This window comes from Streptomyces sp. NPDC047000 (assembly GCF_040644295.1).
Lineage (GTDB): Bacteria > Actinomycetota > Actinomycetes > Streptomycetales > Streptomycetaceae > Streptomyces.
Window position 1 is genome coordinate 271360 of sequence record NZ_JBEYWE010000001.1, and the last position, 26937, is coordinate 298296.

The following is a 26937-nucleotide window of genomic DNA, read 5'->3' on the forward strand; positions in this document are numbered from 1 at the left end:
CGCACGGACGTGCCGCCACGCGCACGGGACGGGCGCGTCGGCCATGCGGGCGCGGACCCGGGACGGCCGCCGCGCGCGGGGCCGGGCGGACCGGCGGCCCGGTCCGGACGGCGCCCGCGCGCGGCGGCCGCGGCTCCCCGCCGGCTACGCCGGCCGGCGCAGTACCGCCATGCTGCGGTCCAGCAGGGTCAGCCGCTCTCCGGCCGCCACCTTCTCGCCCGTGCCCGGCGCCACGCCCTCCGGGCGGCCCGTGTCGACCACGACCTCCCACTGCCGTCCGTGATTGACCGGCACGACGAACTCGAGGGTCTCCGGCGAGGCGTTGAACAGCAGCAGGAACGAGTCGTCGGTGATGCGCTGCCCGCGCGCGTCGGGCTCCGAGATCGCGTTGCCGTTCAGGAACACCGTCATCGCCGAGGCCTGCGCCGAGTCCCAGTCCCGCTGGGTCATCTCCTGGCCCTCCGGGGTGAACCAGGCGATGTCGGAGAGGTCGTCGTGGGTGCCCTCCACGGGCCGCCCGTGGAAGAAGCGGCGCCGCCGGAAGACGGGGTGGTCCTTGCGCAGCCCCACCATCGCCCGCGTGAACTCCAGCAGCGCGCCGTCCCCGCCGGCCTCCGCGGCCCCATCGGTCCCATCAGCCCCGTCGGCCCCTTCCGGAACCCCGGTCTCTGCGGTCTCCCGCCGATCCGCCGGCCAGCGCACCCAGGACAGCTCGCTGTCCTGGCAGTACGCGTTGTTGTTGCCGCTCTGGGTGCGCCCCAGCTCGTCGCCGTGGCTGAGCATGGGCACGCCCTGGGACAGCATCAGCGTGGCGAGGAAGTTCCGGGTCTGCCGGGCGCGCAGCTCCAGCACCGCCGGGTCGTCGGTCTCGCCCTCGGCCCCGCAGTTCCACGACCGGTTGTGGCTCTCGCCGTCGCGGTTGTCCTCGCCGTTGGCCGCGTTGCGCTTCTCGTTGTACGACACGAGATCGCGCAGCGTGAAGCCGTCGTGGCAGGTCACGAAGTTGATGGAGGCGAGCGGGCGGCGGCCGTCGTCCTGGTAGAGGTCGGAGGACCCGGTCAGCCGGGAGGCGAACTCCGCGAGGGCCCGCGGCTCGCCCCGCCACAGGTCGCGCACGGTGTCCCGGTACTTGCCGTTCCACTCGGTCCACAGCGGCGGGAAGTTGCCGACCTGGTAGCCGCCCTCGCCCACGTCCCACGGCTCGGCGATCAGCTTCACCTGGGAGACCACCGGGTCCTGCTGCACCAGGTCGAAGAACGACGACAGCCGGTCCACCTCGTGGAACTGCCGGGCCAGCGTCGCCGCGAGGTCGAAGCGGAAGCCGTCGACATGCATCTCGGTGACCCAGTAGCGCAGCGAGTCCATGATCAGCTGGAGCACGTGCGGCGAGCGCATCCGCAGCGTGTTGCCGGTGCCCGTGGTGTCCATGTAGTAGCGCGGGTCGTCCGCGAGGCGGTAGTACGACGCGTTGTCGATGCCCCGGAAGGACAGCGTCGGGCCCAGGTGGTTGCCCTCGGCGGTGTGGTTGTAGACCACGTCGAGGATGACCTCGATGCCCGCCTCGTGCAGCGCGCGCACCGCCGACTTGAACTCCAGGACCTGCTGCCCCCGGTCGCCCCAGGACGCGTAGGCGTTGTGCGGGGCGAAGAAGCCGATGGTGTTGTAGCCCCAGTAGTTGTTGAGGCCCATGTCGACCAGCCGGTGGTCGTTGACGAACTGGTGTACGGGCATCAGCTCGAGCGTGGTGACACCGAGCGAGGTGAGGTGGTCGATGACCGCCGGGTGCGCCAGACCGGCGTACGTGCCGCGCAGCTCCTCCGGCAGCCCCGGGTGGCGCATGGTGAGGCCCTTCACATGGGCCTCGTAGATCACCGTGTGGTGGTACCCGGTACGCGGCCGCCGGTCGTCGCCCCAGTCGAAGTACGGGTTGACCACGACCGACGTCATGGTGTGCGGCGCCGAGTCCAGGTCGTTGCGCCGCTCCGGTTCGCCGAAGTGGTAGCCGTAGACCTCCTCGCCCCAGCGCACCGAGCCGCTGACCGCCTTCGCGTAGGGGTCGAGCAGCAGCTTCGCCGAGTTGCAGCGCTGCCCGTGCTCGGGCGCGTACGGTCCGTGCATCCGGTAGCCGTACCGCTGCCCCGGCATGACACCCGGCACATAGGCGTGCCGTACGAACGCGTCGGTCTCCTTGAGCTCCACCGCCGTTTCCGAGCCGTCGTCGTGCAGCAGACACAGCTCTACTCGGTCCGCGGCCTCCGAGAAGACCGCGAAGTTGGTGCCGGCGCCGTCGTACGTGGCGCCGAGGGGATATGCCTCGCCGGGCCAGACCTGCATGGTTACGACTCTTTCAGGTTGCCGCGCCGTTGGGGGCGCCTTGTCGTCGAGTCTCCCCGAAAGTGAGGGAAGCATCAGTGGCGTACGTCCCTCTTGCCGCTCGCCCCGTGCATACGCGTGAAGATCTGCCCATGCCCCGGTCCCCGCGTGTCATCCGTCGAACATCTATTCCGACGTACGTATGGGGATGCGTCCCCGGCGGGAGCCGGCGGGGGACCGGCGGGGCCGGCGGGAGCCGCACGGGGAGGGGGCGGACGCCGTCCCCCGGCGGCAGGCCCCCTCCCGCACCCGTGCCGGCCCCGGTGCGCCGAACGGTCGGCGGAGGCAGGACAGTTCGGAATCGCCTTCGTCATCCGGCTGCACCGCCGGTCACTCCCGGAGTACCCTTCCTTGATCGTTGGACAGGGAGTGCTCGGGGGAGCGGAAGGCGGTGCACGGGTGGGCTCGGGAGGGCTGGAGTTGCCCCCTGGTGACAACGGTCATGAGGGGAACTCGGCAGAAGTCCCGCCCGGCGCGGTGTCCTTGGCCCGTCCGATGGACGCGGCGGGGGCCATCGGCCCGGAACTGGACTGGGACGCCGGTGCCTGGCGCGAGGTGCACGTCCGCGCCCAGCGGGCCGGCCGGGCCTACATCTGGCTGAACCTCGTGGAACAACGGCTGCGCGCGGTCGTCGCCGCCGTGCTGCGCCCGATCTACGAACCCGTCCACGGCGACGAATGGGTGGTCGCCGCGGCCGGACCGGCCGGACAGGAATGGGTGCAGCGTGCCGTCGCCGTACGCGAAGTCAGCCGCCGCAAGGGCTACTTGCTGGACCCGGCCGACGACAATGTGATCAGTTTCCTGACGCTTCCTCAGCTGCGCGAGCTGATGGTGCAGCACTGGCCGTGCTTCGAGCCGTACGTCGACGAGCGCCGCGACGTCGAACTCGCCCTGGACGAGCTGGAGGTGACCCGCAACGTCGTCTCCCGCAACCGCGCGCTGTCCGAGGCGGTGCTCCGGCAGGCCGAGCGGGCCTCCGCCCGGCTGCTGGAGATCCTCGGCGCGGGCAGTGACGTGCCCTCCGCGCGCCGGCTGCCCGTCGACGCCGTCGAGGACCTCGTCGGCGACCGGTACGCGGACGTCGTCGCCGTGCATCCCGACCGGGTGCGGCTGCTGCGGCAGTTCCCGGCCGAGGACATCTTCGGCGGCGCCCGGCGGCTGGACGCCGTCGGCATCGGCCTCAACCTCCTGGTGCAGAACTTCTCCGGGCGCCGTCTGGTGCGGCTGGCCGAGGCGGGCTGCCGGGTGCGGCTGCTCTTCCTCAGCCCGGCCTCCAGCGCGGTGAAGCGCCGGGAGCGCGAACTCGGGATGAAGCGGGGCGAACTGTCCCGGTCGGTCGAGATGAACATCCTGCACATGCGCCGGGTGCGTGCCCGGCTGCGCGACCCCGGCGCCTTCGGGATCCAGGTCTACGACGAGACGCCGCGTTTCTCCGCCTACCTCGTCGACGGCGACGGCACGGACGGCGTGGCCGTGGTCCAGGCCTATCTGCGGCGCAGCCGCGGGATGGAGACGCCGGTGTTCGTGCTGCGCGGCGGAAGCCGGGTCGTCAAGTCGGACGAGATCGACGAGGGCGGCCTCTTTCCCGCCTACCGCGAGGAGTTCGAGCAGATGTGGGCGGATTCGCGGCCTGTGTCCTGATCCGTGCGTCCGCGGCTCATTGTCAGTGGCGCGTGCGATGGTGGGGACCACTCGGGGGAGAGCACCACGAAAGGGGGACCCCATGGGCTGGCACCGGGAGCTGCTGATCGGCTTCGACCTGGAGACGACCGGGACCGATCCGCGTGAGGCGCGCATCGTCACGGGCGCCGTGATCGAGGTCAAGGACGGACAGCCGCTCGGGCGCCGCGAGTGGCTCGCCGACCCGGGCATGGAGATCCCGGCGGACGCGGTGGCCGTGCACGGGATCAGCAGTGAGCGGGCCGCGGCGGAGGGCCGTCCGGCGGACCAGGTGGCGGACGCCATCGCCGAGGTGCTGGCGGGGTACTGGAACACGGGAGTGCCGGTCGTCGCGTACAACGCCACGTTCGATCTCACGCTGCTCTCCGCCGAACTGCGGCGGCACGGGCTGCCCTCGCTGCGGGAGCGGCTCGGCGGGCGGGAACCCGCGCCTGTCATCGACCCGTACACCATCGACCGGCGGGTCGAGCGGTACCGGCCGGGGAAGCGGAACCTCGAGGCGGTGTGCGCGGAGTACGGGGTCGTGCTCGGTACCGCTCACGACGCCCTGGCCGACGCGCTGGCCGCCGCGCGGCTCGCGGGGGCCATAGCCGGCCGGCACGGGAAGATAGCCGCACTCGCCCCCGCGGAGCTGCACCGGCGGCAGGCCGGGTGGTACGCGGCCTGGGCGGCGGACTTCCAGGCGTTCCTGCGCAAGAAGGGGGACGCGGAGGCCGTGGTCGACGGGGAGTGGCCGATGCGGTCCGTCGCGGGGGTGCGGGGATGATCGCGGTGCGGCGGTGAGCCCGGTCGCGTGCCCCCGGACGGCGGGGGGCCGTTCAGAACGAGTGCCAGCGGACGGTTTCGTCGCTCTCCCGCAGTGACGCCACTCTGCGGGTGAACTCCGTCAGGGCCCCCGGGTCGGTCGGGGTGTGCTGGGCGACCCACGCACAGCTGGCCGTCTCCCTCGCGCCCCGGAGGACCGCGCAGCCCTCCCAGCCGGTCACGTCCCAGCCGTAGGCCGTGGTGAAGGCGTCGTAGGACTCCGCCGGCAGGCCGTAGCGGTCCCTGGTCAGGGCCATCACCACCAGATCGTGCTCCCGCAGATCGCAGGAGAAGGTCTCCAGGTCCAGGAGGACCGGGCCGGCCGGGGTGATGTGCACATTGCGGGGGAGCGCGTCGCCGTGGACCGGGCCGGGAGCGAGGCGGGGGGCGAGGGCGGCCGCGGCGGCCGTGTACGCGTCCCGGCGGTCGCGGAGAAACGCCGCGTCCGCCGGAGCGATCGCGTCGCCCGCGAGGCGCAGCCAGCGTTCCACGCCGCCCAGCAGGTCGCGGGGCGGGAGGGGGAAGGGCGGGTCGGGCAGGGCGTGCACCAGGCGGAGGAGACGGGCCAGGTCCCGCGGTCCGGCGGGGCGTACCGGGTCGGGCAGGCGGTGCCACACCGTCACCGGGTGGTCCTCGACGAGCAGCGGTGCGGGTCCGGCCGCCCGGGCCGCCGGGACCCCGGCCCCGGCGAGCCACCCCGCGATGTCCAGCTCGCGGCGGGCCCGGTCGAGCAGTTCGGCGTCCCGGCCCACCTTGACGACCAGGTCACCGGCGGCGAAGACGGCGTTCTCGCCGAGGGCCAGGAGGCGGGCGCGCAGGGCGGCGGCGGTGGGCACGACGCCGGCCGCGATCAGTACGCGCCGTGCCTGTGCCTCGTCCATCCGCCCGCCTCCGCCGGAGTTCCGTACCGCCGGCGGCCAGTCTCGCATCCGCTGCCCGCGGGGGACACGACGGAGCGGATCCCTCCGGGCGGTGGGGCGGGTGGGTGGCCGGGAGGCCCCGGGGTGCCGGGTGGGGAGGGCCGGCGGGCCCGGGGCCTGGAGGGAGGGGGTCAGACCTCGGCGGGTGCGGTCTCGTCCTCGTCCTCGCCCCGGACCACGCGGGTCACCGCCGCGGGCGACTCGTCGTGGCTGAGGTCGGGCAGCCGGCGCAGCCACCTGGGCAGGTACCAGTTGCGCTCGTCCAGCAGCGCCATCACCGCCGGGAGCAGCACGCCCCGGATGACCGTCGCGTCGATGAGCACCGCCGCCGCCAGGCCCACGCCCATCTGCTTCATGGTCTGCATGGACAGCGTGCCGAAGATCGCGAACACGGCGACCATGATGACGGCGGCGCTGGTGACGACACCGGCCGTGGTGACCACACCGTGCCGGACGGCGTCCCGGGTGCTGAGGCCGCGCAGCCGGGCCTCACGGATCCGGGAGACCACGAACACGTGGTAGTCCATCGACAGGCCGAACAGGATCACGAAGAGGAACAGCGGCAGCCAGCTGACGATGGCACCCACGCCCCGCGCGCCGACCAGCGAGGCGCCCCAGCCGTGCTGGAAGACGGCGACGAGGATGCCGTAGGCGGCGCCCACGGACAGCAGGTTCAGCAGGATCGAGGTGAGCGCGACCGTCAGGGAGCGGAAGGACAGCAGCATCAGCAGGAAGGCGAAGACCACGACGAACGCGAAGACCGGGCCGACGGAGCCGAGGAGCTGGTCGTTGAAGTCGTGCGAGCCGGCGACCTGGCCGGTGATCGGCGCCTGGACGCCGTCGACCGTGCCGAGCGTGGCGGGCCGCACCTCGTCGCGCAGCTTCTCCAGGCTCGCGGTCGCCTTGTCCAGGTCGGAACCGCCGACCAGCGGGACATAGACCAGGGCGACGTTCTGGGCGTCGTGCACCTTGATCTCGACCGGGCCGCGCGAGGCGCCCGAGCTGATCGCCTCGTCCTTGAACCGCAGCAGCGCGTCACGCACCTCGGCGGAGTTGATGTCCCTGGCCTTCACGACCACCTCGGCGGGCTCGGAGCCGCCCGGGAACGCGTCGTTGATCCGGTTGTACGTCTGGACGATCGGCAGGGTGTCGCCGAACTCCTGGTCCAGGGTGAGCTGGGCGGTCTTCATGCCCAGCGCGGGCGACGCCACGGCGAGCAGCGCACCCGCCGCCACGACGACGGCCACCCACGGCCTGGCCAGCACACCGCGCAGCACGGTGTTCCAGAACCGGCTCTCGGAGCTGCCGCCCCCGGACCGCCTGCGCCGCTTCAGGAAGGGGATGCGGCCCTTCTCGACCCGCTCGCCCAGCAGTGACAGCAGCGCGGGCAGCACGGTCACCGAACCGACCATGGCGACCGCCACCACCATCAGCGAGGCCAGGCCCATCGCCTCGAACTCGGCGATCCCGGTGAACAGCATGCCCGCCATCGCCACGCACACCGTGATACCGGAGATGATGATCGCCCTGCCGCTGGTCGCGGCGGCGATCCGCAGCGCGGTCTGCGCGTCCCGGCCCGCCTCCCGTTCCTCGCGCTCCCGGCGCAGATAGAACAGGCAGTAGTCGACGCCGACCGCCATACCGACCAGCAGCATCACGGAGTTGGCGGTGTCGCTCATCGGCTGGAGGTGGCTGACGACGCCCATCAGGCCCATCGTCGCCATGATCGCGGTGACCGCGAGGCCGACCGGCAGCAGGGCCGCCACCAGCGCGCCGAAGGCGATCAGCAGGATGCCCAGCGCCACCGGCACGGCGGAGAGCTCCGCCTGCTGGAAGTCGTCGCCGAACGCGTCGTCGTACTGCTTGTGCATGCTGGCGCTGCCGATCTCCTCGATCCGCAGCGACGTGTGGTCCTTCTGGACCCCGGCGACGGCGTTCAGCACCGGCTCCACCCGCTGCGACGCGGTCTCGGGGTCGCCCCGCATGTCGAACTGCACGAGGGCGCTGCGCCCGTCCCGGGATATCGTCCTCGTGTCGTACGGCGAGGTCACGTCCGTCACCCTGCCGGTCCTCCCGACGGCCTCGACGACCGCGGCGACGGCGGACCGGAACTCCGGGTCCGTGGCCTTCGCGCTGCCGCTCTTCGCCTGGACGAGTACGGACTCGCCGGCCGGAGACTCGATCCCGGCGTCGTCGATGATCCGGCCGGCGGTGTGGATCTCGCCCTTGAGCTGGCCCGTCTCCTTGACGTCGACCCGGCCCGCGGCCGAACCGAGTCCCATCGCCAGGACGACGAACAGCACCCATATGCCGACCGCCGCCCATCGGTGCCGTGCGCTCCAGCCGCCGGCCCGCGCGGCCAGGCCCCGCACCCGCGATTCTCGGTTCTGCATGACGGGCTTGCCCCCTTGTCGTCGCGACGGCCCGCTGCCCTCGCCCTCCGGTTCGAAGGTATGGGCCGGATAAGCCCGTCACCTCGTGCTGTCCGGTGAAGTACCGAGCCCCCCGCTCCTCCCGTCGGACCGCGCCCCCTCCGCACTGGGGAGGACGGCCGACCCTGACATCCACCAGCCGCTCTCAGGGGTGGAGATCAGGGTCGGGGGGTGAGGGCGAAACTTTGTCGGACAGCCCCCGACCGCGTGTGGTCGTTGATCCGCGCGCCCCGGTCGGCCAGAGTTTCGCCGAGCCGCACCGGCGGCCTCCCGCGGCGGCTGCCGTGCCCACCCCCACGGGGCACGGCAGCCGCTCAGGGCCTGTACGGGGTGGTGATCCGGGCTCGCGGGGCGTGGCACGCACGCTCGCCGCGTTGCCGAACTGCCCTGGTGGCTCCGCCACAAGGGCAGTTCGGCGCCTTGCGATCGCACGCACCACGCCCCGCTCCCTGATCCGGATCACCACCCCGTACAGGCCCTAGGGTGGGCGTGTGACGACGACGTACGCCGTGCTGCTGCGCGGGATCAATGTGGGCGGCAGGAAGAAACTCCCGATGGCCCGGCTCCGCACCCTCATGGAGGGGCTCGGGCACACCGGTGTGAGCACGTATCTGCAGAGCGGCCAGGCGGCGTTCACCGTCGATCACGGTGACGAGGAATCGCTGGCCGCCGAACTGGCCGGGGCCGTCGAGCGGGAGTTCGGCTTCACCGTGGACGTCCTGGTGCGCGACCACGCCTATCTCGCGGCCGTCGTCGCGGACTGCCCGTTCCCGGCCGCCGAGCTGGAGGCCAGGCAGCTGCACGTCACCTACTTCTCCCAGCCGGTCGACGCGGACCGTTTCGCCGAGATCGACCGGCCGGCCTTCCTGCCGGAGGAGTTCCGCCTCGGCGACCGCGCCCTGTACCTCTACGCCCCCGACGGACTGGGCCGCTCCAGACTCGCCGAGTGCCTCAGCCGTCCCCGTCTCGGCAAAGGGCTGGTCGCGACCACCCGCAACTGGAACACGGTCGTCAAACTGGCGGAGCTGACCCGCACCGGCTGACGGCACGCCGTGGGGCCCGCCCGGTCACGACGCGTCAGGCTGTGACATTCACATGCCACGGAACGCAGTAGTAGGTGCCGGCCGTGAGAAGAAACGTGCCCCTGCGGTACGCCGCGGTCCGGCGCGCGTCGCGGTCCGGCGGCGCAGGGGAGCGCCGGACCGCGAACGCCGCACCGGCGCCGCCCGGTTCACCCGGCCCGTACGACCGCCCGGGCGCCGCCCCCGAGGTCCAGCTCCAGACCCGAGCGCAGTGGCACGGTCTGTCCCGGGCCGATCCGCTGCACGGTGCCGTCCGAACGGGCCCCCGTCCAGGTCTCCTCGGAGCGGTTGGCGATGCCGTAGCGGCCCGGCTTCGACGGGTGCTCGACCAGTTCCGCGACCAGCGAGGCGTCCGAGCAGTCGTGCCGCGCCGGCTCCGGGTCCAGATGGTGCTCGTGCACCCGGGCGGCCCGGCGCAGCCGGATGTGGTGCTCGGTGCGCGGCGGGGCGGTCGTCACCGTCAGCCGCGGCGGCAGGACCAGCCGCTGCCCGCAGCCCCAGCACAGCCGCGGCGGCGGGTTCTCGCCCGGCTCGGTCATGTTCTGCCGCCCGCAGGAGGCGCACTCCACCACCGAGTCCAGCACCGCCCGCAGCGCGTTGCGCCATTCCGACTCCCGCACCCGGGACGCCGGGTCGTGCAGCCCGGTGGTGAAACCGCGGCGGAACAGCTCCTGGAGCCTGCCCGCCGCCGCGTCCCAGGTGGCCAGCACGGTCGCGTGCTCCGCCGGGTCGGGGGCGTTGGAGTCGTCGGCCGGATCGAACACGAACAGCGGGTCCCTGCCGTAGAGCTTGCGTTCCGCGGCCTCGTCCAGGCAGTGGATCTGCAACTCCCGTCTGCCCTTCAGCGGATGATGGTTCATCAGCAGCATGAACAGCAGCACGGCGAGCGAGTGCAGATCGGACTGGGTGCCGGGCCGGGCACCCGGATCGCCGCGCACCAGCTCCGGGGCCATGAACTCCATCGTCCCGGAGATGCCGCTGGCGTCGCCCTCCACCACCGCGTTGTCGTTGTCGCAGACCAGCACGTCACCGGTGGCCGGATCGAAGAAGATGTTGCCCCAGGAGATGTCCCGGTAGGCGATGCCGCGCGAGTGCAGCGCCTGGTACGCCTCCACCGTGTAGAGGCACGCCGTCAGCAGCGCCCGCGTGCTGGTGCGCAGCCGGCGGCGGAACAGCGCGGGCAGTCCCTTGAACCGGTCCGGGCGCAGTCCCATCAGATAGCCGTACGAGCCATGGTGCTCCGGCACGTACGCCTCCGGCCACAGGAACCGGTCGTCGGCGAAGTCCCGGTCCACCAGCTCCCGTACGATCGCCTCCTGCTCCGGGGTCGCGCACGTCGGGTAGTACCACTTCAGCGCGCGTTCCCCGGCCGGCGTCCGCACCCGGTACACCTCGCCCTGGCCGCCCGCGCCGAGGAAGCCGGTGATCTCGACCTCGTCGCCGTTCTCCGCCGTGAGGCGGGTACCGCTGTCGAGCATGCCGCTCATCTACGTCTCCGAATTCCGTTCCAGTTCCGTGCGGCCGCCGCCGGCCGCCGGCCACTCGTCCGGGACGGGCCCGGCCGCCCCGGACGGCGACGGCGCGCGCTTTGCCGGCCGCGCGTGGTCCGCGTAGGCGTGCCGCAGCGCCGCCACCAGGGTCGTGTCGTCGCCCGAGTACTGTGACGCCTGCCCCAGCCACCGGGGCAGCGCGGCCCGTACGTCCTCGTCGCCCTCCGACGTCAGCCGGCCGTCCAGGTCCGCGACGAACTGCCGGTAGCCGTCGCCCGACGCGTAACTCTTGGACAGCCCGTCCGTGGACAGCACCACGAGACGCGGGGTGCGTGCCTCCTCGAACACCGGCGCCCAGTGCATCCGCACCGACCGCCACGCGTCCCGGCCGCACAGCGACTCGGTCTCGTCGCCCAGGTCCTCCTCCGCGGGCGCCAGCGGGCGGCACAGGGTGCCGTCGTGCTCGACGACCGCGAGATCACCGTCACCGATCTGCCAGGCCACGAACAGCCACGGCGTGAGGACGGCGCCGATCAGCGTGGTGCCGTACAGCACCAGCTTCTGGTCCGGGCGCGGCTCGGGGCCGCCCGCGTCCGGACGGGGAGGCCTGCGCTCCCAGTGGCCCAGGGCCGTCTCCCGCCACGCCTGCACGAGGGCGCGCGGGAAGTCGTCCCGGGCGTACGTCATCAGACGGGCCAGCCGCCCCGGTTCATGGCAGTCGCGGGCCGACCGGCCGAACTCGGCGGCCAGCGCGGTGAACCGGTCCACGGCGAAGCGCGCGCCCAGGTCGCTGCGCGCGTGCACCGCAGAGCCGTGCCCGTCGGCCACCGCCAGCACCAGCGGATCGTCACCGGAACCGGTGCCCTGCACCGTGAACCAGTCCTGGTTGCGCCTCTTGTTGACTCCCTGGACGGTGCCGCTCAGGGTCTCCCACCGTCGCACCCCGAGCGTCACCACACGTCGTCGTCATCGTCGTCGTCCAGGACCGGCGGCGCGAACGGCTGTTTGGGGAGCGTCGCCCCGTCGCCCTGACCGCCTCCCGCGACGGGCTGGGAAGCCGCCTTCACGGCCGCCGTGGACGCCCACCGGATGGCCGCCGCCAGCTGTTTGGGACTGTTGGCGTCCAGCGGCTGCAACTCCGGGTTGCCGAGGAACTCCTGGAGCACCCCGCGGTCCGCGTCGGTGCCGATCGCGACGGCGACCCGGACCGCCTTGCGGCCCCACGGCGTCGCGTCGATCGCCTTCAGACCCGCTCTCCAGTCGTCCGTGGGCACCCCGTCGGACACCAGCGCCAGCACCGGCTTGAGGGCGCGCTGCGGCATCGGCGGGGTCCGCAGCTCACGGGACACCAGATGCAGTGCCTCGCCCAGGTTGGTCATGCCGTCCACCTGCACGTCCTGCCAGGTGAAGTCGTCCACCGGGACGGGGTCCTGGGTGTGCCACTGCGCCGTGGTCGAGAACGTGACCGTCCGCAGCAGCAGTTGCGCGGCCGGGTTGTCGTGGGCCACCGCCCGCATCTCCGGAACGGCCTCCCGGATGGCGTAGTTGAGCTTGGCGATCTTCTCGCCCTGCATCGAGTACGAGCAGTCGAGCAGCCAGATGAAGTGGACCGGCCGGTTGGCCATGGGGCCGCCGGGGATGTCACTCACCGCGTGTCCTTCCGGTGGTCGTGAGGGGCTTCTCGGTCATCTGTCGCGTCCTTTCATGCCGTCTGGTGCGTCTCGTGGGCCGAACCGGGGGCGATGCGTCTGGTACCTCCGGTGCGGCGGGTGGGTCGGGGCGGGCAGGGACGGCTGCGCGGCGCCGCCGGGCGTCCGGCGCGGGGCCCGGTCAGGTCAGCAGCCACCACGCGCCGCCGGCCAGCGTCGCCGCCGCCAGTACCAGCGAGGCGACGAAGAGCCCCGCCACCAGGCGGCGGGCCCGTCCGATCGGAGGAGTCACCTGGCTCATGCCGCGCTGCACTTCCTCTCTTTCCCGGACCGGGATCCGGACCCGGCGAGCCGGCCGGTGCGCAGTCCCGAGACGGCGAGCAGCCACAGCACCGGCTCGGCCGCCCGGAGCTGCTCGCTCTCCAGCGGGCCCGTGCCCGTGGCCGCTCCGGCGCTGACCGCCCAGTAGCGGTCGGTCCGGAAGTCATGCCCGAGGGCCCGCACCAGCCCGCCGAGCCCGATGTCCGAGAGCCAGCCGTCGATCCGTGCGCCCGGCACCGGAACCGGCAGCGACACCAGCCGGTCGAGGACGTCCCGCTTGGTGACCACCGCCGCCACCGGCAGCCGGGCCCGCCGCCCGGTGAGCGCGGCGAGTTCACCGGTCAGCCGCTGGTACGTCTCCCACGGCCCCTGCGCCGACGGGCGGGCGTCGGCGGCCCGCGCCCGGTCCGCGTCGCTCAGCCTGCCGCGCACCTTCGGGTCGGCCAGCACGTCGGTCACCAGGATCACCCCGTCGGCGTGCGCCAGGTACCCCTGGGCGCGCACCCGTTCGGCGTCCTTCACCGACTCGCCCATCGGATCGTAGAGATACAGCAGACGGCGGCGCCGCCCCCGGGCCACCGTGAGCAGCTGCGCACGGGGCTGGGCACGGGTGGTGGCGCGGGCCCGGCCGGTGCCGCGGAGCTCCTGGCCGAGGTCGTTGTGGGCGCGGCGGTCGTCCGGCGAGGCGTACTCGACCTTCAGTTCGCCGTTCCTGGACAGCGCGTGCAGACCCTCCACCATCGCGGCGAGCAGCATCGTCTTGCCCGAGGAGGTGCCGCCGACCAGCGGCGCGTGGACCACACGGGTGGTGCCGACCGCGTCCGGCAGGAACCGGTCGCAGTACGGGCACAGCGCCGCCAGCTCGCCGCGCCCCGCCATCCTGGTCGTGGGCAGCCGCGTCCCGCACCCGCACTCGTGCCACAGCACGCCGTATCGTCCGGGCCGCAATTCACCGTGCGGCGCACGGCAGTCCGGGCAGCGGTGCACGGCCAGCGGCACCCGCCGCCAGCAGCCCGGATGCGGGCACACCGGCCGCAACCGGCGTACCAGGGCCCAGCCGTCCTCCATGCCCCGCAGCACCGGAACGGCCGCCGCGCAGCCCAGCCACACCAGACCGGTCAGCAGCGCGAAGAACACCAGCGCCCAGCCCAGCAGCACGGTCGCCAGGACCGCACCGAGCAGCGCGCCCGCCGTGGTGCCGGGCGCGACGAACACGATCAGCAGCAGCCGGTACAGCGGTGCCCGGGCGGGCCGGCCGGACGGGCGGCGCCCCCGGAAGAGGTTCCGTGCGACACGGTGCAGCCACGGATCGCCGAACGCCGCCCAGATCACCCGCATCCCGAACGCCGCCGCCGAGCCGCAGTCCACCGGTAACTGCCGCGACCAGTAGCCGGGACGTGCCGGCTCGCCGGGCCCGGCCGGCGGCAGCCGCCGGTCGTACCGCCCCACCTGCCAGGGTCCGAGCGCCCGCCACACGGCGCGCACCCCGAGCCCCAGGAAACCCCACAGCGTGTGGAACAGGCACACCGCGACCGCGACCAGCCATGACCAGCCCGCCAGGGCCAGCAGCGGCACGGTGTACTCCGGCCTCACCGGCGGCCCTCGCCGGCCGGGGGCTCCGCGCCGTCGTACCGGCCGTCCGGCCCGCCGCGCCGCCCCCGCCCGGCGAGCCGGCCCGCGAGACGGCCGAAGGCACCAGGCCGGTTCCAGGCGCGGTAGGCGTCCAGCTTGCCGCCGCCCGTCCGGCCGAGCGCCTCCTCGACCCCGGCCCGGTCCGCGGCGGGCAGCGCCCGCACGACCGGCCGCAGCACCTTGCCGAGCAGCGCCGTGCGGACCTCGTCCCAGCCCGGGGCGGTGCCGGGGAAGGCGCTCCAGTCACAGAACCGGGCGGCGAGATACGCCGGTGAGGCGCGCAGCCGGTCGGCGGTGCGCTCCGCGCGCGCGGCCCGCTCGTACGCCGCCAGCATCCCCGGTTCGGCCGCGCGGGCGAGGTCGTACAGCTCGCTCTCCGGCACATGGGTCGCCAGCAGCCGCCGGGCGAGCGCCGCGTACGCCCGCTCGGTCACCGGGTCCGGGACGGGTTCGGCGGCGCCGTCGCGCAACTGCCGTACGGTGCGAACCCAGTTCTCGCCCTCGGCCGAGGTGCCGAGCCGCCCCGCGAACTCCAGCAGGAGCAGGGCGGCCCGCTGTCCGGGGCGCAGTTCGTCGGAGAACCGGGTCAGCAGATCGACGGCGAGGAACGGTACGCCGGGGTCGTCCGCGGAGGCGGCCAGCGCGGCGTCGATCAGCAGGTCCCGGGTGCCGGCGGCGCGGTGCGCGTCCGAGCCGATCTCGTTGAGCAGCAGGCTCGCCTCCTCGCCGGTCGGGCGGTCCTCCGGGCCCGGCCACACCAGATGGAACGCCGTGCGCAGCACGGGCGGTTCGGCGTGCGGGGAGACGCCCGCGGTGCGCAGCACGGCCTGGAAGCGGGCGAGCCGGTCGCCTCCGGCGGCGGGCTCGGGCGGGGCGGCGCACATCCGCAGGTGCGGGCGCAGGGGCGGCAGCCCGACCGGCAGTCCCGAACCGCCGAGCCGGGCCGCGACCCGCACCGGATGCGCGGCGGCGAGCGCGTCCAGGGCGGCGAACAGGGCGATGCGCAGGGCGGGATGGCCGTGCACGGCGTCCAGGACGGCGGGCGGGCAGCCGGGTACGGATGTGCCGGGTGCGCCGGTTGAGGCAGGTGCGGCAGGCGCGGCGGTGGAGTCCGGGTCCGGGTCCGGGGTCCCTGCCGGGTGGGCGGGGCGGGTGGGCGCGGCGGGTCGGATGCCGGGCGCCGGGGGCGCGTCCGGGCCGGGGTCCGTGTCCGGGCGGCCGACGAGGGCGCGGGCGAGACGTCCGGCGAGTTCCGGGAGGACGTCCGTGCAGTCGATGTCGAGCAGGTCGGCGACCCTCAGCAGGGCCAGGGGGCGCCCGGCGGGCGGCTCGGCGGCGTCCGCGATGCCGGACCAGAGGGCGGGGGCCAGCTCGCGGGCCAGTTCCTCCTGGGCGCGCGGGGTGAGCGAACCGGCGCGCAGCACGGGCACCGGGCCCCGTGCCAGCACCGCGGACGCCAGCACCAGCGCGGCCAGCGGCGCGGACACCGACGCCGGTACCCGGCCGTCCAGTTCCGCCAGCAGGGCGGCCAGCGCCTCCTGTTCACCGGCGGCGGTGCCGTCACCGGTGGCACGGACACCGGCGGTGGCCTCGGCGGCGAGCGCGCGGGCCCGGCTGACGGCACCGCGACCGGCCCCCGAACCGTCACCGGGCTCCTTGCCGGTGCCCGTGCCCGTGCTCAGGGCTTCGACCAGCCTGGCCAGGGTCTCCTCGTCCATCGTGCCGGCCCGCTCCACCGCCCGGCGGGCCGCCGCCGTACGCCCGTCGGAGCGCAGCGCCACGCCCGCCGTGAGGGCCGCCACGGCGAACGGGCCCAGCTCGTGCGGCGCGTCACGGAACAGCTCGGGCCGTCCCGCGCACCAGACCCGCGCGGCGGCGTCCGCCCAGGTGTCCGTCACCGGTCCGGCCGGTGCCGGTCCCGTGCAGTCGTGCACCCGGAACCGCTGGTCGTGCGCGACCGGTTCGGACGACGGCAGCGCGCCGACGAGCTGCTGACGGGCCTGCTGCGGACGGCGCGTGTACGTGGTGAAGGTCAGCCGGTGGGCCTGCTCGCGCGGCAGTACGGTGCAGGCGAGCGCGATCCACAGCGCCACGTCGGCGCTGTCCCGTTCCACGATCACCAGCTGCCGGACGTCCGATCCGTCGGCCAGGGTGCGCAGATCGGCGAAGAACGGGGCGAGCCGTCCGGCGCGGGACCGGGCGAACGCGATCAGCCCCTCCCGGCGCAGCAGCCCCGACGGCGCGAACCGGCCCGCCGGTACCGGCCGGCCGTCCGCCGGTGTGCGGTCCGACCAGGTCGGCGACTCCCACGCGGTGATGGGCAGCGCGCCGTCCGGCAGCCGCGTCCCGGGCGGCAGATGGACGGCGTGCGCGTGGAAGTTGCCCCACCGCCCGCTGTAGTCGGCGCCGGTGCAGACGGAACGGCTCAGCAGCCTTCCGCCGTCGGCGAGTTCGCTGCAACTGAACGCCTTCGGGAAGTCCTTCAGCTGCTCGGCGTCCGGGCGGGCCGGACCGTCGCGGGGCGGCTCGTAGCCGATGAGCTGTTCGGCCTCCCGCAGCAGTTGCTGTGGCGCGCCGGGGCTGACCGCGGTGAAGCGGAAGCCCGAGCCGTCCGGGCCGGGCGGCGCCGAGGTGTAATGCAGCTGGACCAGGCTCACCTGGCACGTCCCTTCCCCGCGGTGCGGACCGGCAGCACCCCGCGCCGGGCCAGCAGCCACAGCAGCGGATCCTCCACCCGTACCGGCTGCGGCCCCGACTTGGGTGCGTCCGCGGGTGCCTCGGCCAAAGGCGGCGCGCCGAGCGCGGACAGCCCGAACAGTGACAGCTCGGCGAAGTCCAGCTCAAGTTGACGGACCAGCGCGCCCGAGTCCCAGTCGGCCATCAGGGAACGGATCTCCTCGTGCACGGTGAGCCGCTCGTCCGCGTCGAACGCCCCTTCCGTGTGCGGGGCGTTGCGCAGCAGCGGGGAGTGCGGGGCGAGCAGCGGGCGCAGCATGTCCGTCTTGGTGACGGCGACCGCGATCGGTGTCGACACCCTGCCGCGTGAACCGCCCTTGCCGTGCGCGCGCAGCTGGGCGGCGAGATCGGCGGCGATCTGCTGCGGCGGGGTCTCCACGACCGGCAGCGGCGGCCCGTCGCCTCCCGCCAACCGGTCGCGCACCGAACCCAGTTGCAGCGGGTCGACGAGCAGCACGATGCCGTCGGCGGCGCTCAGGTAGCGGGTGTAGCGGTCCATGGCCTCGCTGCCCGCGAGGTCCTCGCCCGCCGCGTCGAAGAACACCAGGGTGGTGTGCCGTGTGCCGCCTTTGCCGAGCGGCCCGCGCCGGGGCACGCTCAGCCGGTACAGCAGCGGGTCGTTGAAGCCGAGGGCGGCGGGCCGGGTGGCCTCCGGCAGCCGCAGCCGCTCGTACAGGTCCTCCGCCATCTCCCGGTCGCGCTGCTGGGTGCTCTGTCCCATCGCGGCCAGCGAGGCGTGGAACGCCTGCCCCACCCGCTGGTTCAACTCGTTGACCAGCACAGAGACATACGTGCTCTTGCCGGACGCCTTCGCCCCGACCAGGGCGATGATCCGGCTGTCCTGGTCGCAGTAGTCGCTCGGCAGATCGCTGTGACACGACCGGCACACCCGCACCGGCGTCGGCACCCCGCACCTCGGGCACGGCACGCTGCCGGCCGCCCTGCCGCGCAGCCCCGCGAGGCGCCTGGCCGGAGTGAACAGCGGGCCGCGCTGCCGCGCCGCCGGAGACACCCCCGGGCCCATGAACGCGGCCCACACGTCGTCGCGTTCGGGTCCGCAGGGCGTGGCGCCGCGGACACCGCTCGGGGTCATCAGACAGCGGTACGGCAGTCCCGTCGCCGGGGCGCGGCCGAAGCAGTAGGGGCAGATCACGGTCGTCATGGCTTCAGCGCACCACCAGGGTCGCGGGGGACGGTTCTTCCAGGCGCACCGCGTCCGCGTGCTCGCCGAGCAGGAACCCGCGCAGCGTGTACGGGGCCGGGCAGGGCGCGGCCGGCAGCTCCCGCTCGACCGTGCCGTGCCGCACCAGTTCCGTGCCGGGGATCCGCAGCACGGTGGTCCCGTCGGCCGCGTCGCGCGGCCGGAGGGTGCCGCTTCGGGCGACGCACACGAACTCCGGGGCCTCCGGGAACACTCCGGGCGCGGACAGGGTGACCCGCAACAGGGTACGGCCCCTGCCGAAGAACCGTCGTGCCGGGCGGACGAGCCGGTACCCGACCGCCGCGTCGGGCGGCAGTACGGCCTCGGCGGCGTCCGGCACCACGACGACGGCCTCCGCGACCCGGGGCGCGGTGGCGACCCGGATCCGCACGGCCCCGGGCCCGACGGGGAGACGGAGCCCGGTGCGACGGTAGGAGTGAGCGGTGACGATGCGCTCGCGGACGGGCACTCCGGCCGCGGGCGCGGGCGCGGGCTCGACCGTGGGTGCGGTGTGCGGCTCGGTCGCGGAGGCCGGGGACCTGGTGCCGAGGGTGGTGGCGGTGCCGGGACCGGGCGTGAGCCGGCCGGGCGCGGTCGCGTCGCATGTGGCAAGTGCGGGGCGGGGATGCGGCGGGGTGCCGGGACCGGAGGAGGCGCCGGCAGGGGGAGTCGCCGGGATCTCCAGGGGTTCCCAGGTCACCCGCAGCAGGTCCGCGTCGTCCGGCCAGTCGAGCGTGAGCCGGGCCTCGCCGTCCGGGAGGCGGTGGGCCGTGAGACCGGTGACCGGGTGGAGCACCTCCACGTCGAGGGCGGGCCCCGTGATCGCCCGCTCTCCCAGGACCGCGACCGACGCCACGCGGGCGAGCACGCCCGGCGGCGGACACAGCGCCCCCGCCCGCTCCGGCCACGCGAGCCGCGGCGGCAGCTCCGCCGTACGCAGCTCCCTCCCCGGCGCCGGAGTCTCCCCGGACCACTCCACCAGCCGTACCTCGGCGTCCCGCGCCCCGGTCCAGGCGAACCGCAGCGCCCCGCCCTCGGCCCGCGCGGTGAGCGTGAGGACCGGTTCCGGCCAGCGGTGCACGGTGCGGGTGACGCACACCCCGGGTGAGGTGACCGGCCTGCCGCCGGGCCCGTCGTAGCGGCACACGATGCGGAAGGTGTGCGTCCCGGTGACCAGGCCCGAGGCCGTGAAGCCGCCGGAGCCGGTGCTCACCCGCCCGGCCGCGCCGTCGGGACCGGTGTGCTCGACGGTCACCCCGGCCGCTCCCGCCGGGCGCCGCCAGACGCAGTCGACGCGTCCCGGCCCGTCCGTCAGGACCGGCGCCGCCACCTCCGGTGCGACCAGCACCCGGTGCGACACCAGCGGCGGCCCGGCCACGCGTCCGCCGCGCAGCGGGAACGCGGCGTAGCGGACCGCCGAACCGAGGGCCGCCGTCCCGTCACGGGCGGCCCCGGCCGTCGCGTCCACCTCGCGCACCCGCGGGATGCCCCGCTCGTCGCGGTACAGGCGCAGCAGCCGCCAGCCCTCGTCCGCCCCGTCGGCGGGCCACGCCAGCTCCACCGCGGCAAAGTCCGGTTCCGTCCGGAGCGGGGCGGGCCGGCCGGGTTCGGGCCGGTGGACGCGGACCAGGCCGCGCAGTGCCTGCCGGTCGTCGGCGGCGGTGCGCAGGGCGCGCAGATACTCCTGCGAGGCGGTGTCCGGGTCACCGGCGTCCTCGGCGCGGCGGCCGGCGCGCACGGCGGTGCCGGCCGCGGCGAGCCGGTCCGCGGCCCGGGCGGCGAGCGCGTCCACGGCCGGGTCGCCGGCCGGTATCCGCCCCAGCAGGGCCCGTACCGTGTGCAGCCGGTGCCGTTCCCAGGCGTCGGCGACGGACTCGGCGGCGTCGCGCTGCCGCCGGTCCAGGACGGGACGCAGCCGTGCGGCGGCGGCGAGAGCGGCCGCTTCCTCGGCGTGGACGCCCGACGCGGTCGCCGCGCGGACGCGTTCCGGTTCGGGACGGTCCTGCAGCAGCCCGATCAGCTGGTAGAGGACCACCCGGCGCGGCGCCTGCGGATCACGCCGGTGCAGTCCGGCCAGGAACCCGGCGACCGCGTTCCCCGCGCGGGCCAGCCCGTCCAGCAGGGCGGCGTCCACCCGGCGCCGCGCGCGCGGCCCGGAGGGGACGTACAGACCGTCGAGGACGCGCAGTCCGCCGCCGGGTGCGAGCGCCTCACCGGCATGACGGAGACCGGCCGCTCGCTGGGCGGCGACAAGACCGGCGTAACCGGGGGCGAGCGGACTCGACGGCAGCCCGGACAGGGCGCCGGGCAGCCCCAGATGGTGCCCGAACTCCCGACCCACCACGTGCCCTGCTCCCCCGATAGCCCTACGGCACCATCCCAGCAGATCCGCCCGCCGGCGGCTGGGGTTTTCGGGTAATCCGGGCCGCCCGGCACCTGCCGTGACGACGGCTCACGCGGCGCGGCGGCGGGGCGACGACGTCCCGCACGGACGGGACGCCGAGGCCGGGGAAGCCGGTCTTCCCGCGAGGCCCCGGACGCGGCGACCGCACCCGCCGCACCAGGGCGTGCACGGTCGCCGCGCGCCGCGGATCACGGCTGCCGTGGGCGACGGGCCGAACCGGCCCTTCGCGCAGGACCGTTCAGTTCCTCACCAGCAGGCCGCGGCTGCGCAGCACCCACCGCTCCAGCGGACTGAAGATCAGCAGGTCGATCGCGATGCCGACGAACAGGATGAGCAGGATCCCCTCGAACACCATCGCCATGTCGCTCGCGTTGCGGCCGTTCTCCAGCAACTGCCCGAGACCGACGCCGAGATCGGGGAACGAGGCGATGATCTCGGCCGCCATCAGCGAGCGCCACGAGAACGCCCAGCCCTGCTTGAGCCCGGCCACGTAGCCGGGCATCGCGGCCGGGAGCGTGACGTGCCAGGTCCCCTTCAGACCCGTCGCGCCCATCGTGCGGCCCGCGCGCAGGAACAGCGGAGGCACCTGGTCCACGCCGGACACCAGACCGTTGGCGATCGACGGGACGGCGCCGAGCAGGATCACCGCGTACATCATCGAGTTGTTCAGGCCCAGCCAGATCACCGCGGGCGGCACCCACGCCACCGACGGCAGCGACTGCAGGCCCGACAGGATCGGGTGGAGCGCGGCCCGCACGAACTTCACCCGCGCCACCAGCAGGCCCAGCGGAGTGCCGATGAGGAGCGCGAAGAAGAAGCCCAGCAGGCCGCGCGAGACACTGGTCCAGATGTAGCCGAGCAGGGTGCCCTTCAGCCACGCCTGGCGGAACTCCTCCCACACGGCGTGCGGCGAGGGCAGCCTGGTCGGGTCGTCGACGATCCTGAGGGTGATCAGGGCCTGCCAGACCACCAGGATCAGCACGACCGCGACGACCGGCGGCAGCACCTTGTTCAGCAGGGTCTCCCGCAGCGGCGGCCGCCCGGTGGCCGTGGTCTCGAGCGCGTCGAGCCCGGCCTCCACACTTCCCAGCCCCCCGGCCTCGGCCGTACCGGGCTCACCGGTGCCGGTGGTGGTCTCAGTGCTGGCCATGACGGCGGATCTCCCCTCGCAGGACTTCGGTGATCTCGAGGGACAGTTCCGCCACGGGGGCGTCCTCGATGCGGCGCGGCTGCGGGATGCCGACGGTCCACTCGCGGGCCACCCGGCCCGGCCGGGACGACAGCAGCACCACCCGCTGCGCGAGCCGGACGGCCTCGCGCACGTTGTGCGTGACGAACAGGACCGAGAGGCCGGTCTCCTGCCAGACCCGGGTGAGTTCGTCGTGCAGCACGTCCCGGGTGATGGCGTCGAGCGCGGCGAACGGCTCGTCCATCAGCAGCAGCCGGCTCTCCTGGGCCAGCGCCCGGGCCAGCGCCACCCGCTGCCGCATACCGCCGGACAGTTCGTGCACCCGCTTGCCGTAGGCGCCCTTGAGACGGACCAGTTCGAGCAGTTCCTCGGCCTTGCCGCGCCGCTCGGCCTTCGCCACGCCCCGCAGCCGCAGGGCGAGTTCGATGTTCTTCCCCGCGGTCAGCCACGGGAACAGGGCGTGCTCCTGGAACATCAGGGCCGCGCGCCCGTCCGTGGTGATGGACCCGGCGGTGGGCCGGTCGAGGCCCGCCACCAGGTTCAGCAGGGTGGACTTGCCGCAGCCCGAGGCCCCCAGGAGGGTGACGAACTCGCCGGGGGCGACATCGAGACTGATGTCGTCCAGGACGAGCTGCTGTCCGCCGGGTCCGGCGAAGGACTTCGAGACGTGCTCGAGGCGGGCCGCGTACTCGGCGGTACCGGTGGTCTCGGCGGTCGTGGCGAGGGTGGTGGTCGCCATGGTCGTCACCTCCTGGGAACTCATCGGGCTCATCGGGACCGGGTCAGCTGCTGCCGAGGCCGGCGTCGTCGACGGTGCTGCCGCCGTCGGCCTTCAGGACCTTGTTGAGGAGCGTGAGGTCGTAGATGCCCTTCAGATCGGGCTGCTCCAGCAGTCCGGCCTTGACGGCGTGCGCCGCCTCGGTGCCGAGCGTGGCGGCCAGCGGGTCGTCGAGGACGCGGATCGACTTCCACGCCGGGTCCAGGACGTTCGCCGGGAGCGCCTTGCCGGAGTCCGCCTCCAGCTGCTTGTTCGCGGCGGCCTTCGCCTCGTCGGGATGGGCGTTGATCCACTTGTTGGTCTCGACGGAGCCCTTCAGCACGGCCTCGACGGCCTTCGGGTGCGCCTCGAGGAACTTCTGCGACACGATGATGTTCGTGATCACGAACTTGCCGCCGGGCCACAGCGTGGACTCGTCGAGGAGGGTCTTGCCGCCCTCGGCGATCAGCTTCGACGCGGTGGGCTCCGGCACCCACGCGCCGTCGATGGAACCGGCCTTGAAGGCGTCCGGGGTCACCTTGTTGTCGCTGCGTACGACGGTGACGTCGCCCTTGCCGCTCTGGGCGTCGGTCTTCCAGCCCTGCTCGGCGATCCAGTTGAGGAACGCCACGTCCTGGGTGTTGCCGAGCTGAGGCGTGGCGATCTTCTTGCCCTTGACGTCCTTCAGGGACGTGATCTTCTTCGGGTTCACGACCAGCTTCACGCCGCCGGAGGCCGAACCGCCGATGATCTTCAGGCTCTTGCCGCCGGACTTGGTGTACCCGTTGATCGCCGGGGACGGACCGATCCAGCCGATGTCTATGGAGCCGGAGTTGAGCGCCTCGATCTCGGAGGGGCCCGCGTTGAAGGTGGCGTACTCGGCCTTGGTGGCGCCGAGTTCCTTCTGGAAGATGCCCTGACCCCGGCCGACCAGCGCGGTGGCGTGGGTGAGGTTGCCGAAGTAGCCGATCTTTATGGAGTCCAGGCCGTCGATCTTCGACGACCCCGCGGCGACCTTCTGCTGGGGCGAGTCACTGTCGGCGTCCGAGCCGTAGCCGCAGGCGGCGAGGGCGAGGAGCGGGAGCGCGGCGAGCACGGAAAGGCCCCGGCGGGCGGAGATGAGGCGGTTGGCAGGCACGGGAGGTCGTCCTCTCGTTGGCCCGGCGGTCACGGACCCTCAGGTCGTGGCCGGGAGTTCGGCATGTCTTCGTCTGTTGCGTGTGCTGCGGTGGGGGGTGAGGGCGCGCATGCGGTGCGCGTACGTCACATCGCACATCGGGCCACTCCGCCCTGTCCGCTGCCGAGGGCGCCGCTGCCGATGCGGCCGCCCTCCTTCGCGAACGTCGCGTAGACGTCGGAAAAACCGGGGGAGTCCATGGTCAGAAGTCCCACCCGTCGTCGTCGGGACCATCCTTGACGGGCTCGGGGGCGGCGAACGACTCGCCGACCATGCCCGCGGTGAGCGTGGTGCCGTCCGCCGGGTCGATCAGGATGAAGGAACCGGTACGGCGCGAGTCCGCGTAGGAGTCGACCGGCAGGGGCTCCGCGGTGCGGATCTTCACCCGGCCGATGTCGTTGGCGACGAGCTGTCCCGGATGCGGGTGCAGGGACAGGTCGTCGAGCGTGAGCCGGGACGGGATGTCCCTGACGATCGCCTTCACCGTGCGGGTGCCGTGCTTGAGCAGCACCCGGTGGCCGACGGTCAGCGGCTGGTCGGCGACATGGCAGACGGTCGCCTCCACGTCCTGCGTGGTCGCGGGCGCGTCCTTGGCCGGCACGATCAGATCGCCGCGCGAGACGTCGATGTCGTCGGCCAGCAGCACGGTCACCGACTGCGTCGTCCACGCCACGTCGACGGGCACGCCCAGCAGGTCGATGGCGGAGATCGTCGTCGTACGGCCGGACGGCAGGACCGTGACCCGCTCGCCCACCCGGAACGAGCCCGCCGCGATCTGCCCCGCGTAGCCCCGGTAGTCGGGGTGTTCGGCGGTCTGCGGGCGGATCACGTACTGCACGGGAAGCCGCGCGTGGCAGTGCGCCAGGTCGTGGCTGACCGGGACGGTCTCCAGGTGCTCCAGGAAGGTCGGGCCGCCGTACCAGTCCATGACCGCGGACGGCTCCACCACGTTGTCGCCGGCGAGCGCGGAGATCGGGATGGCGGTGACCTCGGGGACGCCCAGCTCCGTCGCGTACGCCGTGAACTCCTCGGCGATCGCGGCGAACACGCTCTCCCGGTAGTCGACCAGGTCCATCTTGTTGACGGCGAGCACGACGTGCGGGACACGCAGCAGGGCGGCGATCGCGGCGTGCCGGCGGGTCTGCTCGACGACGCCGTTGCGGGCGTCGACGAGGATCACCGTCAGCTCGGCCGTGGACGCCCCCGTCACCATGTTGCGCGTGTACTGCACATGGCCCGGCGTGTCGGCGAGGATGAACCGGCGCTTCCGGGTGGCGAAGTAGCGGTAGGCCACGTCGATGGTGATGCCCTGCTCGCGCTCGGCGCGCAGGCCGTCGGTGAGCAGCGCGAGGTCCGGCGCCTCCTGGCCGCGGCTCGCCGAGGCGCGCTCGACGGCCTCCAGCTGGTCGGAGAGGACCGACTTCGAGTCGTGCAGCAGCCGTCCGACCAGGGTGGACTTGCCGTCGTCGACGGAACCCGCGGTGGCGAAGCGCAGCAGGGTGGTGGCCTGGAGCTCGAAGGCCGCACTGGTGCTCGTGGTCGTGCTCATGCTTAGAAGTACCCCTCGCGCTTGCGGTCCTCCATGGCGGCCTCGGACATCTTGTCGTCGGCGCGCGTGGCGCCGCGCTCGGTGAGCCGGGAGGCGGCGATCTCGGCGATGACCTTCTCGATGGTGCCGGCGTCCGAGTCGACGGCGCCGGTGCAGGACATGTCGCCGACGGTGCGGTAACGCACCAGCCGCTTCTCGACCGTCTCACCGTCCTTCGGGCCGCCCCAGTCGCCGCCGGTCAGCCACATCCCGGCACGCAGGAACACCTCGCGCTCGTGCGCGAAGTAGATCCCGGGCAGCTCGATGTCCTCGCGGGCGATGTACTGCCACACGTCCAGCTCGGTCCAGTTGGACAGCGGGAAGACACGGACGTGCTCACCGGGCGCGTGGCGGCCGTTGTAGAGGTTCCACAGCTCGGGCCGCTGGCGGCGCGGGTCCCACTGGGAGAACTCGTCGCGCAGCGAGAACACCCGCTCCTTGGCGCGTGCCTTCTCCTCGTCCCGGCGCCCGCCGCCGAACACCGCGTCGAACTTCTCGCTCTGGATCTTCTCGGTGAGCGGCAGCGTCTGCAGCGGATTGCGGGTGCCGTCGGGACGCTCCTTCAGCACACCGCGGTCGATGTAGTCCTGCACGGAGGCCACGTGCAGCCGCAGCCCGTGCCGGGCCACCGTGCGGTCGCGGTACTCGAGCACCTCGGGGAAGTTGTGCCCGGTGTCGACGTGCAGCAGCGTGAACGGCACCGGCGCCGGGGCGAACGCCTTCAGCGCGAGATGCAGCATCACGATGGAGTCCTTGCCGCCGGAGAACAGGATCACCGGCCGCTCGAACTCGCCCGCCACCTCGCGGAAGATGTGCACCGCCTCGGACTCCAGGGCGTCCAGGTGCGAGAGGGAGTACGGGCTGCCCGTGCCCTCCCGCGCGGACGGGACGGTCGTCGTCATGCCAGGCCCCTCTCACCGAGCAGCGCGTACACCGACGCCGCGGACTCCTGCACCGTCTGGTCCTGCGACTCGATGCGCAGATCCGGCGCCCCGGGCGCCTCGTACGGGTCGTCGACCCCGGTGAGCCCGCTCAGCTCACCCGCGGCCTGCTTCGCGTACAGCCCCTTCACATCGCGTACGGAGCACACCTCGACCGGCGTCGCCACATGCACCTCCAGATACGTCGTCCCGCTCTCGGCGTGCCGCTTGCGGACCGCCTCCCGGCTGTCCGCGTAGGGCGCGATCACCGGGACCAGCGCCTTGACGCCGTTACGGGCGAGGAGCTCGGCGAGGAAACCGATGCGCTGCACGTTGGTGTGCCGGTCCTCGCGGGAGAAGCCGAGGCCGGCCGAGATGAACTCACGGATCTCGTCGCCGTCGAGCACCTCGACACGGTGGCCCTCCGCGCGCAGCCGGCCGGCCAGCTCGCAGGCGATGGTGGTCTTGCCGGCGCTCGGCAGACCCGTGAGCCAGACGGTGGCTCCGGTCGTCACGTGTGTCTCCTGACTCGTCCGATGCGGTGGATGGGTCCGCTGGGTCCGCTGCTGATACGTCTGATGC

General features: G+C 73.5%; 19 protein-coding genes and 1 pseudogene. 3 read left to right on the forward strand and 17 right to left on the reverse strand.

From position 1 onward, the window contains the following. Positions 1 to 144: 144 nt before the first annotated feature. Positions 145 to 2334, reverse strand: a complete 2190-nt coding sequence (gene glgX, locus ABZ862_RS01135) for a glycogen debranching protein GlgX (protein ID WP_360950180.1) — start codon at positions 2332 to 2334, stop codon at positions 145 to 147. Between the two features lie 438 nt (positions 2335 to 2772). On the opposite strand from glgX, the gene ABZ862_RS01140 reads away from it, so the two are divergent. Both ABZ862_RS01140 and ABZ862_RS01145 read left to right on the forward strand, forming a co-directional pair. Further along, on the forward strand, positions 2773 to 4014 hold the full coding sequence (locus ABZ862_RS01140) for an SAV2148 family HEPN domain-containing protein (RefSeq protein ID WP_360950183.1): 1242 nt from the start codon (positions 2773 to 2775) through the stop codon (positions 4012 to 4014). 82 nt (positions 4015 to 4096) lie between these two features. Further along, positions 4097 to 4819, forward strand: coding sequence for a 3'-5' exonuclease (locus ABZ862_RS01145; protein ID WP_360950186.1), 723 nt, complete (start codon positions 4097 to 4099; stop codon positions 4817 to 4819). A 52-nt stretch (positions 4820 to 4871) separates the two neighbouring features. Here ABZ862_RS01145 and ABZ862_RS01150 read toward each other — a convergent pair whose 3' ends face one another. Together ABZ862_RS01150 and ABZ862_RS01155 are read right to left on the reverse strand one after the other, a co-directional pair. After that, the gene (locus tag ABZ862_RS01150) at positions 4872 to 5738 is read right to left on the reverse strand and encodes an aminoglycoside phosphotransferase family protein (RefSeq protein ID WP_360950189.1); all 867 of its coding nucleotides are present in this window, start codon (positions 5736 to 5738) and stop codon (positions 4872 to 4874) included. 170 nt (positions 5739 to 5908) lie between these two features. Next, positions 5909 to 8170, reverse strand: a complete 2262-nt coding sequence (locus ABZ862_RS01155) for an MMPL family transporter (RefSeq protein ID WP_360950192.1) — start codon at positions 8168 to 8170, stop codon at positions 5909 to 5911. Between the two features lie 530 nt (positions 8171 to 8700). On the opposite strand from ABZ862_RS01155, the gene ABZ862_RS01160 reads away from it, so the two are divergent. Further along, on the forward strand, positions 8701 to 9252 hold the full coding sequence (locus ABZ862_RS01160) for a DUF1697 domain-containing protein (RefSeq protein WP_360950195.1): 552 nt from the start codon (positions 8701 to 8703) through the stop codon (positions 9250 to 9252). Between the two features lie 188 nt (positions 9253 to 9440). Here the strand turns inward: ABZ862_RS01160 and ABZ862_RS01165 are convergent, their stop codons facing one another. From ABZ862_RS01165 to cysC, 14 genes and pseudogenes are all read right to left on the reverse strand, one after another. Beyond that, positions 9441 to 10778 carry a protein kinase gene (locus ABZ862_RS01165; RefSeq protein WP_360950198.1) on the reverse strand — a complete coding sequence of 446 codons (1338 nt, stop codon included), beginning with the start codon at positions 10776 to 10778 and terminating at the stop codon, positions 9441 to 9443. Further along, the gene (locus tag ABZ862_RS01170; RefSeq protein ID WP_360950201.1) at positions 10779 to 11723 is read right to left on the reverse strand and encodes a protein phosphatase 2C domain-containing protein; all 945 of its coding nucleotides are present in this window, start codon (positions 11721 to 11723) and stop codon (positions 10779 to 10781) included. Positions 11724 to 11731: 8 nt separating this feature from the next. After that, positions 11732 to 12406 (reverse strand): tellurium resistance protein, encoded by a 675-nt coding sequence (locus ABZ862_RS01175; protein WP_360951364.1) that lies wholly within the window; start codon positions 12404 to 12406, stop codon positions 11732 to 11734. Between the two features lie 321 nt (positions 12407 to 12727). Beyond that, positions 12728 to 14344, reverse strand: a complete 1617-nt coding sequence (locus ABZ862_RS01180) for a hypothetical protein (RefSeq protein ID WP_360950204.1) — start codon at positions 14342 to 14344, stop codon at positions 12728 to 12730. After that, positions 14341 to 17040 carry a GTPase-associated protein 1-related protein gene (locus ABZ862_RS01185; protein WP_360950207.1) on the reverse strand — a complete coding sequence of 900 codons (2700 nt, stop codon included), beginning with the start codon at positions 17038 to 17040 and terminating at the stop codon, positions 14341 to 14343. The genes ABZ862_RS01180 and ABZ862_RS01185 overlap by 4 nt, the downstream gene beginning before the upstream one ends. Beyond that, on the reverse strand, positions 17037 to 18281 hold the full coding sequence (locus ABZ862_RS01190) for a hypothetical protein (protein WP_360950210.1): 1245 nt from the start codon (positions 18279 to 18281) through the stop codon (positions 17037 to 17039). Before ABZ862_RS01190 ends, ABZ862_RS01185 begins: the two co-directional genes overlap by 4 nt. Positions 18282 to 18285: 4 nt before the next feature. Then, a complete protein-coding gene (locus tag ABZ862_RS01195; protein ID WP_360950213.1) occupies positions 18286 to 20664 on the reverse strand; it encodes a hypothetical protein in 2379 nt (792 codons plus the stop codon). Between the two features lie 166 nt (positions 20665 to 20830). Continuing rightward, positions 20831 to 20956: pseudogene (locus ABZ862_RS01200) on the reverse strand (sirohydrochlorin chelatase); the annotation flags it as partial. Positions 20957 to 20962: 6 nt separating this feature from the next. Beyond that, complete coding sequence (locus tag ABZ862_RS01205; RefSeq protein ID WP_360950216.1) at positions 20963 to 21874, reverse strand: ABC transporter permease; 912 nt, start codon at positions 21872 to 21874, stop codon at positions 20963 to 20965. Continuing rightward, positions 21861 to 22676 carry an ABC transporter ATP-binding protein gene (locus ABZ862_RS01210; protein ID WP_360950219.1) on the reverse strand — a complete coding sequence of 272 codons (816 nt, stop codon included), beginning with the start codon at positions 22674 to 22676 and terminating at the stop codon, positions 21861 to 21863. The genes ABZ862_RS01205 and ABZ862_RS01210 overlap by 14 nt, the downstream gene beginning before the upstream one ends. 19 nt (positions 22677 to 22695) lie before the next feature. Beyond that, positions 22696 to 23808 carry an aliphatic sulfonate ABC transporter substrate-binding protein gene (locus ABZ862_RS01215; RefSeq protein WP_360950222.1) on the reverse strand — a complete coding sequence of 371 codons (1113 nt, stop codon included), beginning with the start codon at positions 23806 to 23808 and terminating at the stop codon, positions 22696 to 22698. A gap of 241 nt (positions 23809 to 24049) precedes the next feature. Next, positions 24050 to 25396, reverse strand: coding sequence for a GTP-binding protein (locus ABZ862_RS01220; protein ID WP_360950225.1), 1347 nt, complete (start codon positions 25394 to 25396; stop codon positions 24050 to 24052). Positions 25397 to 25398: 2 nt separating this feature from the next. Continuing rightward, complete coding sequence (cysD, locus tag ABZ862_RS01225; protein ID WP_360950228.1) at positions 25399 to 26337, reverse strand: sulfate adenylyltransferase subunit CysD; 939 nt, start codon at positions 26335 to 26337, stop codon at positions 25399 to 25401. Continuing rightward, positions 26334 to 26870, reverse strand: a complete 537-nt coding sequence (gene cysC, locus ABZ862_RS01230; protein WP_360950231.1) for an adenylyl-sulfate kinase — start codon at positions 26868 to 26870, stop codon at positions 26334 to 26336. Before cysC ends, cysD begins: the two co-directional genes overlap by 4 nt. Positions 26871 to 26937 lie beyond the last annotated feature (67 nt).

Coding starts and splice junctions, on each gene's coding strand:
- ABZ862_RS01165 (WP_360950198.1), bottom strand. CDS start 10,778: ATGAGCGGCATGCTCGACAGCGGTACCCGCCTCACGGCGGAGAACGGC.
- cysD (WP_360950228.1), bottom strand. CDS start 26,337: ATGACGACGACCGTCCCGTCCGCGCGGGAGGGCACGGGCAGCCCGTAC.
- ABZ862_RS01205 (WP_360950216.1), bottom strand. CDS start 21,874: ATGGCCAGCACTGAGACCACCACCGGCACCGGTGAGCCCGGTACGGCC.
- glgX (WP_360950180.1), bottom strand. CDS start 2,334: ATGCAGGTCTGGCCCGGCGAGGCATATCCCCTCGGCGCCACGTACGAC.
- ABZ862_RS01175 (WP_360951364.1), bottom strand. CDS start 12,406: ATGGCCAACCGGCCGGTCCACTTCATCTGGCTGCTCGACTGCTCGTAC.
- ABZ862_RS01155 (WP_360950192.1), bottom strand. CDS start 8,170: ATGCAGAACCGAGAATCGCGGGTGCGGGGCCTGGCCGCGCGGGCCGGC.
- ABZ862_RS01210 (WP_360950219.1), bottom strand. CDS start 22,676: ATGAGTTCCCAGGAGGTGACGACCATGGCGACCACCACCCTCGCCACG.
- ABZ862_RS01190 (WP_360950210.1), bottom strand. CDS start 18,281: ATGACGACCGTGATCTGCCCCTACTGCTTCGGCCGCGCCCCGGCGACG.
- ABZ862_RS01145 (WP_360950186.1), top strand. CDS start 4,097: ATGGGCTGGCACCGGGAGCTGCTGATCGGCTTCGACCTGGAGACGACC.
- ABZ862_RS01150 (WP_360950189.1), bottom strand. CDS start 5,738: ATGGACGAGGCACAGGCACGGCGCGTACTGATCGCGGCCGGCGTCGTG.
- ABZ862_RS01220 (WP_360950225.1), bottom strand. CDS start 25,396: ATGAGCACGACCACGAGCACCAGTGCGGCCTTCGAGCTCCAGGCCACC.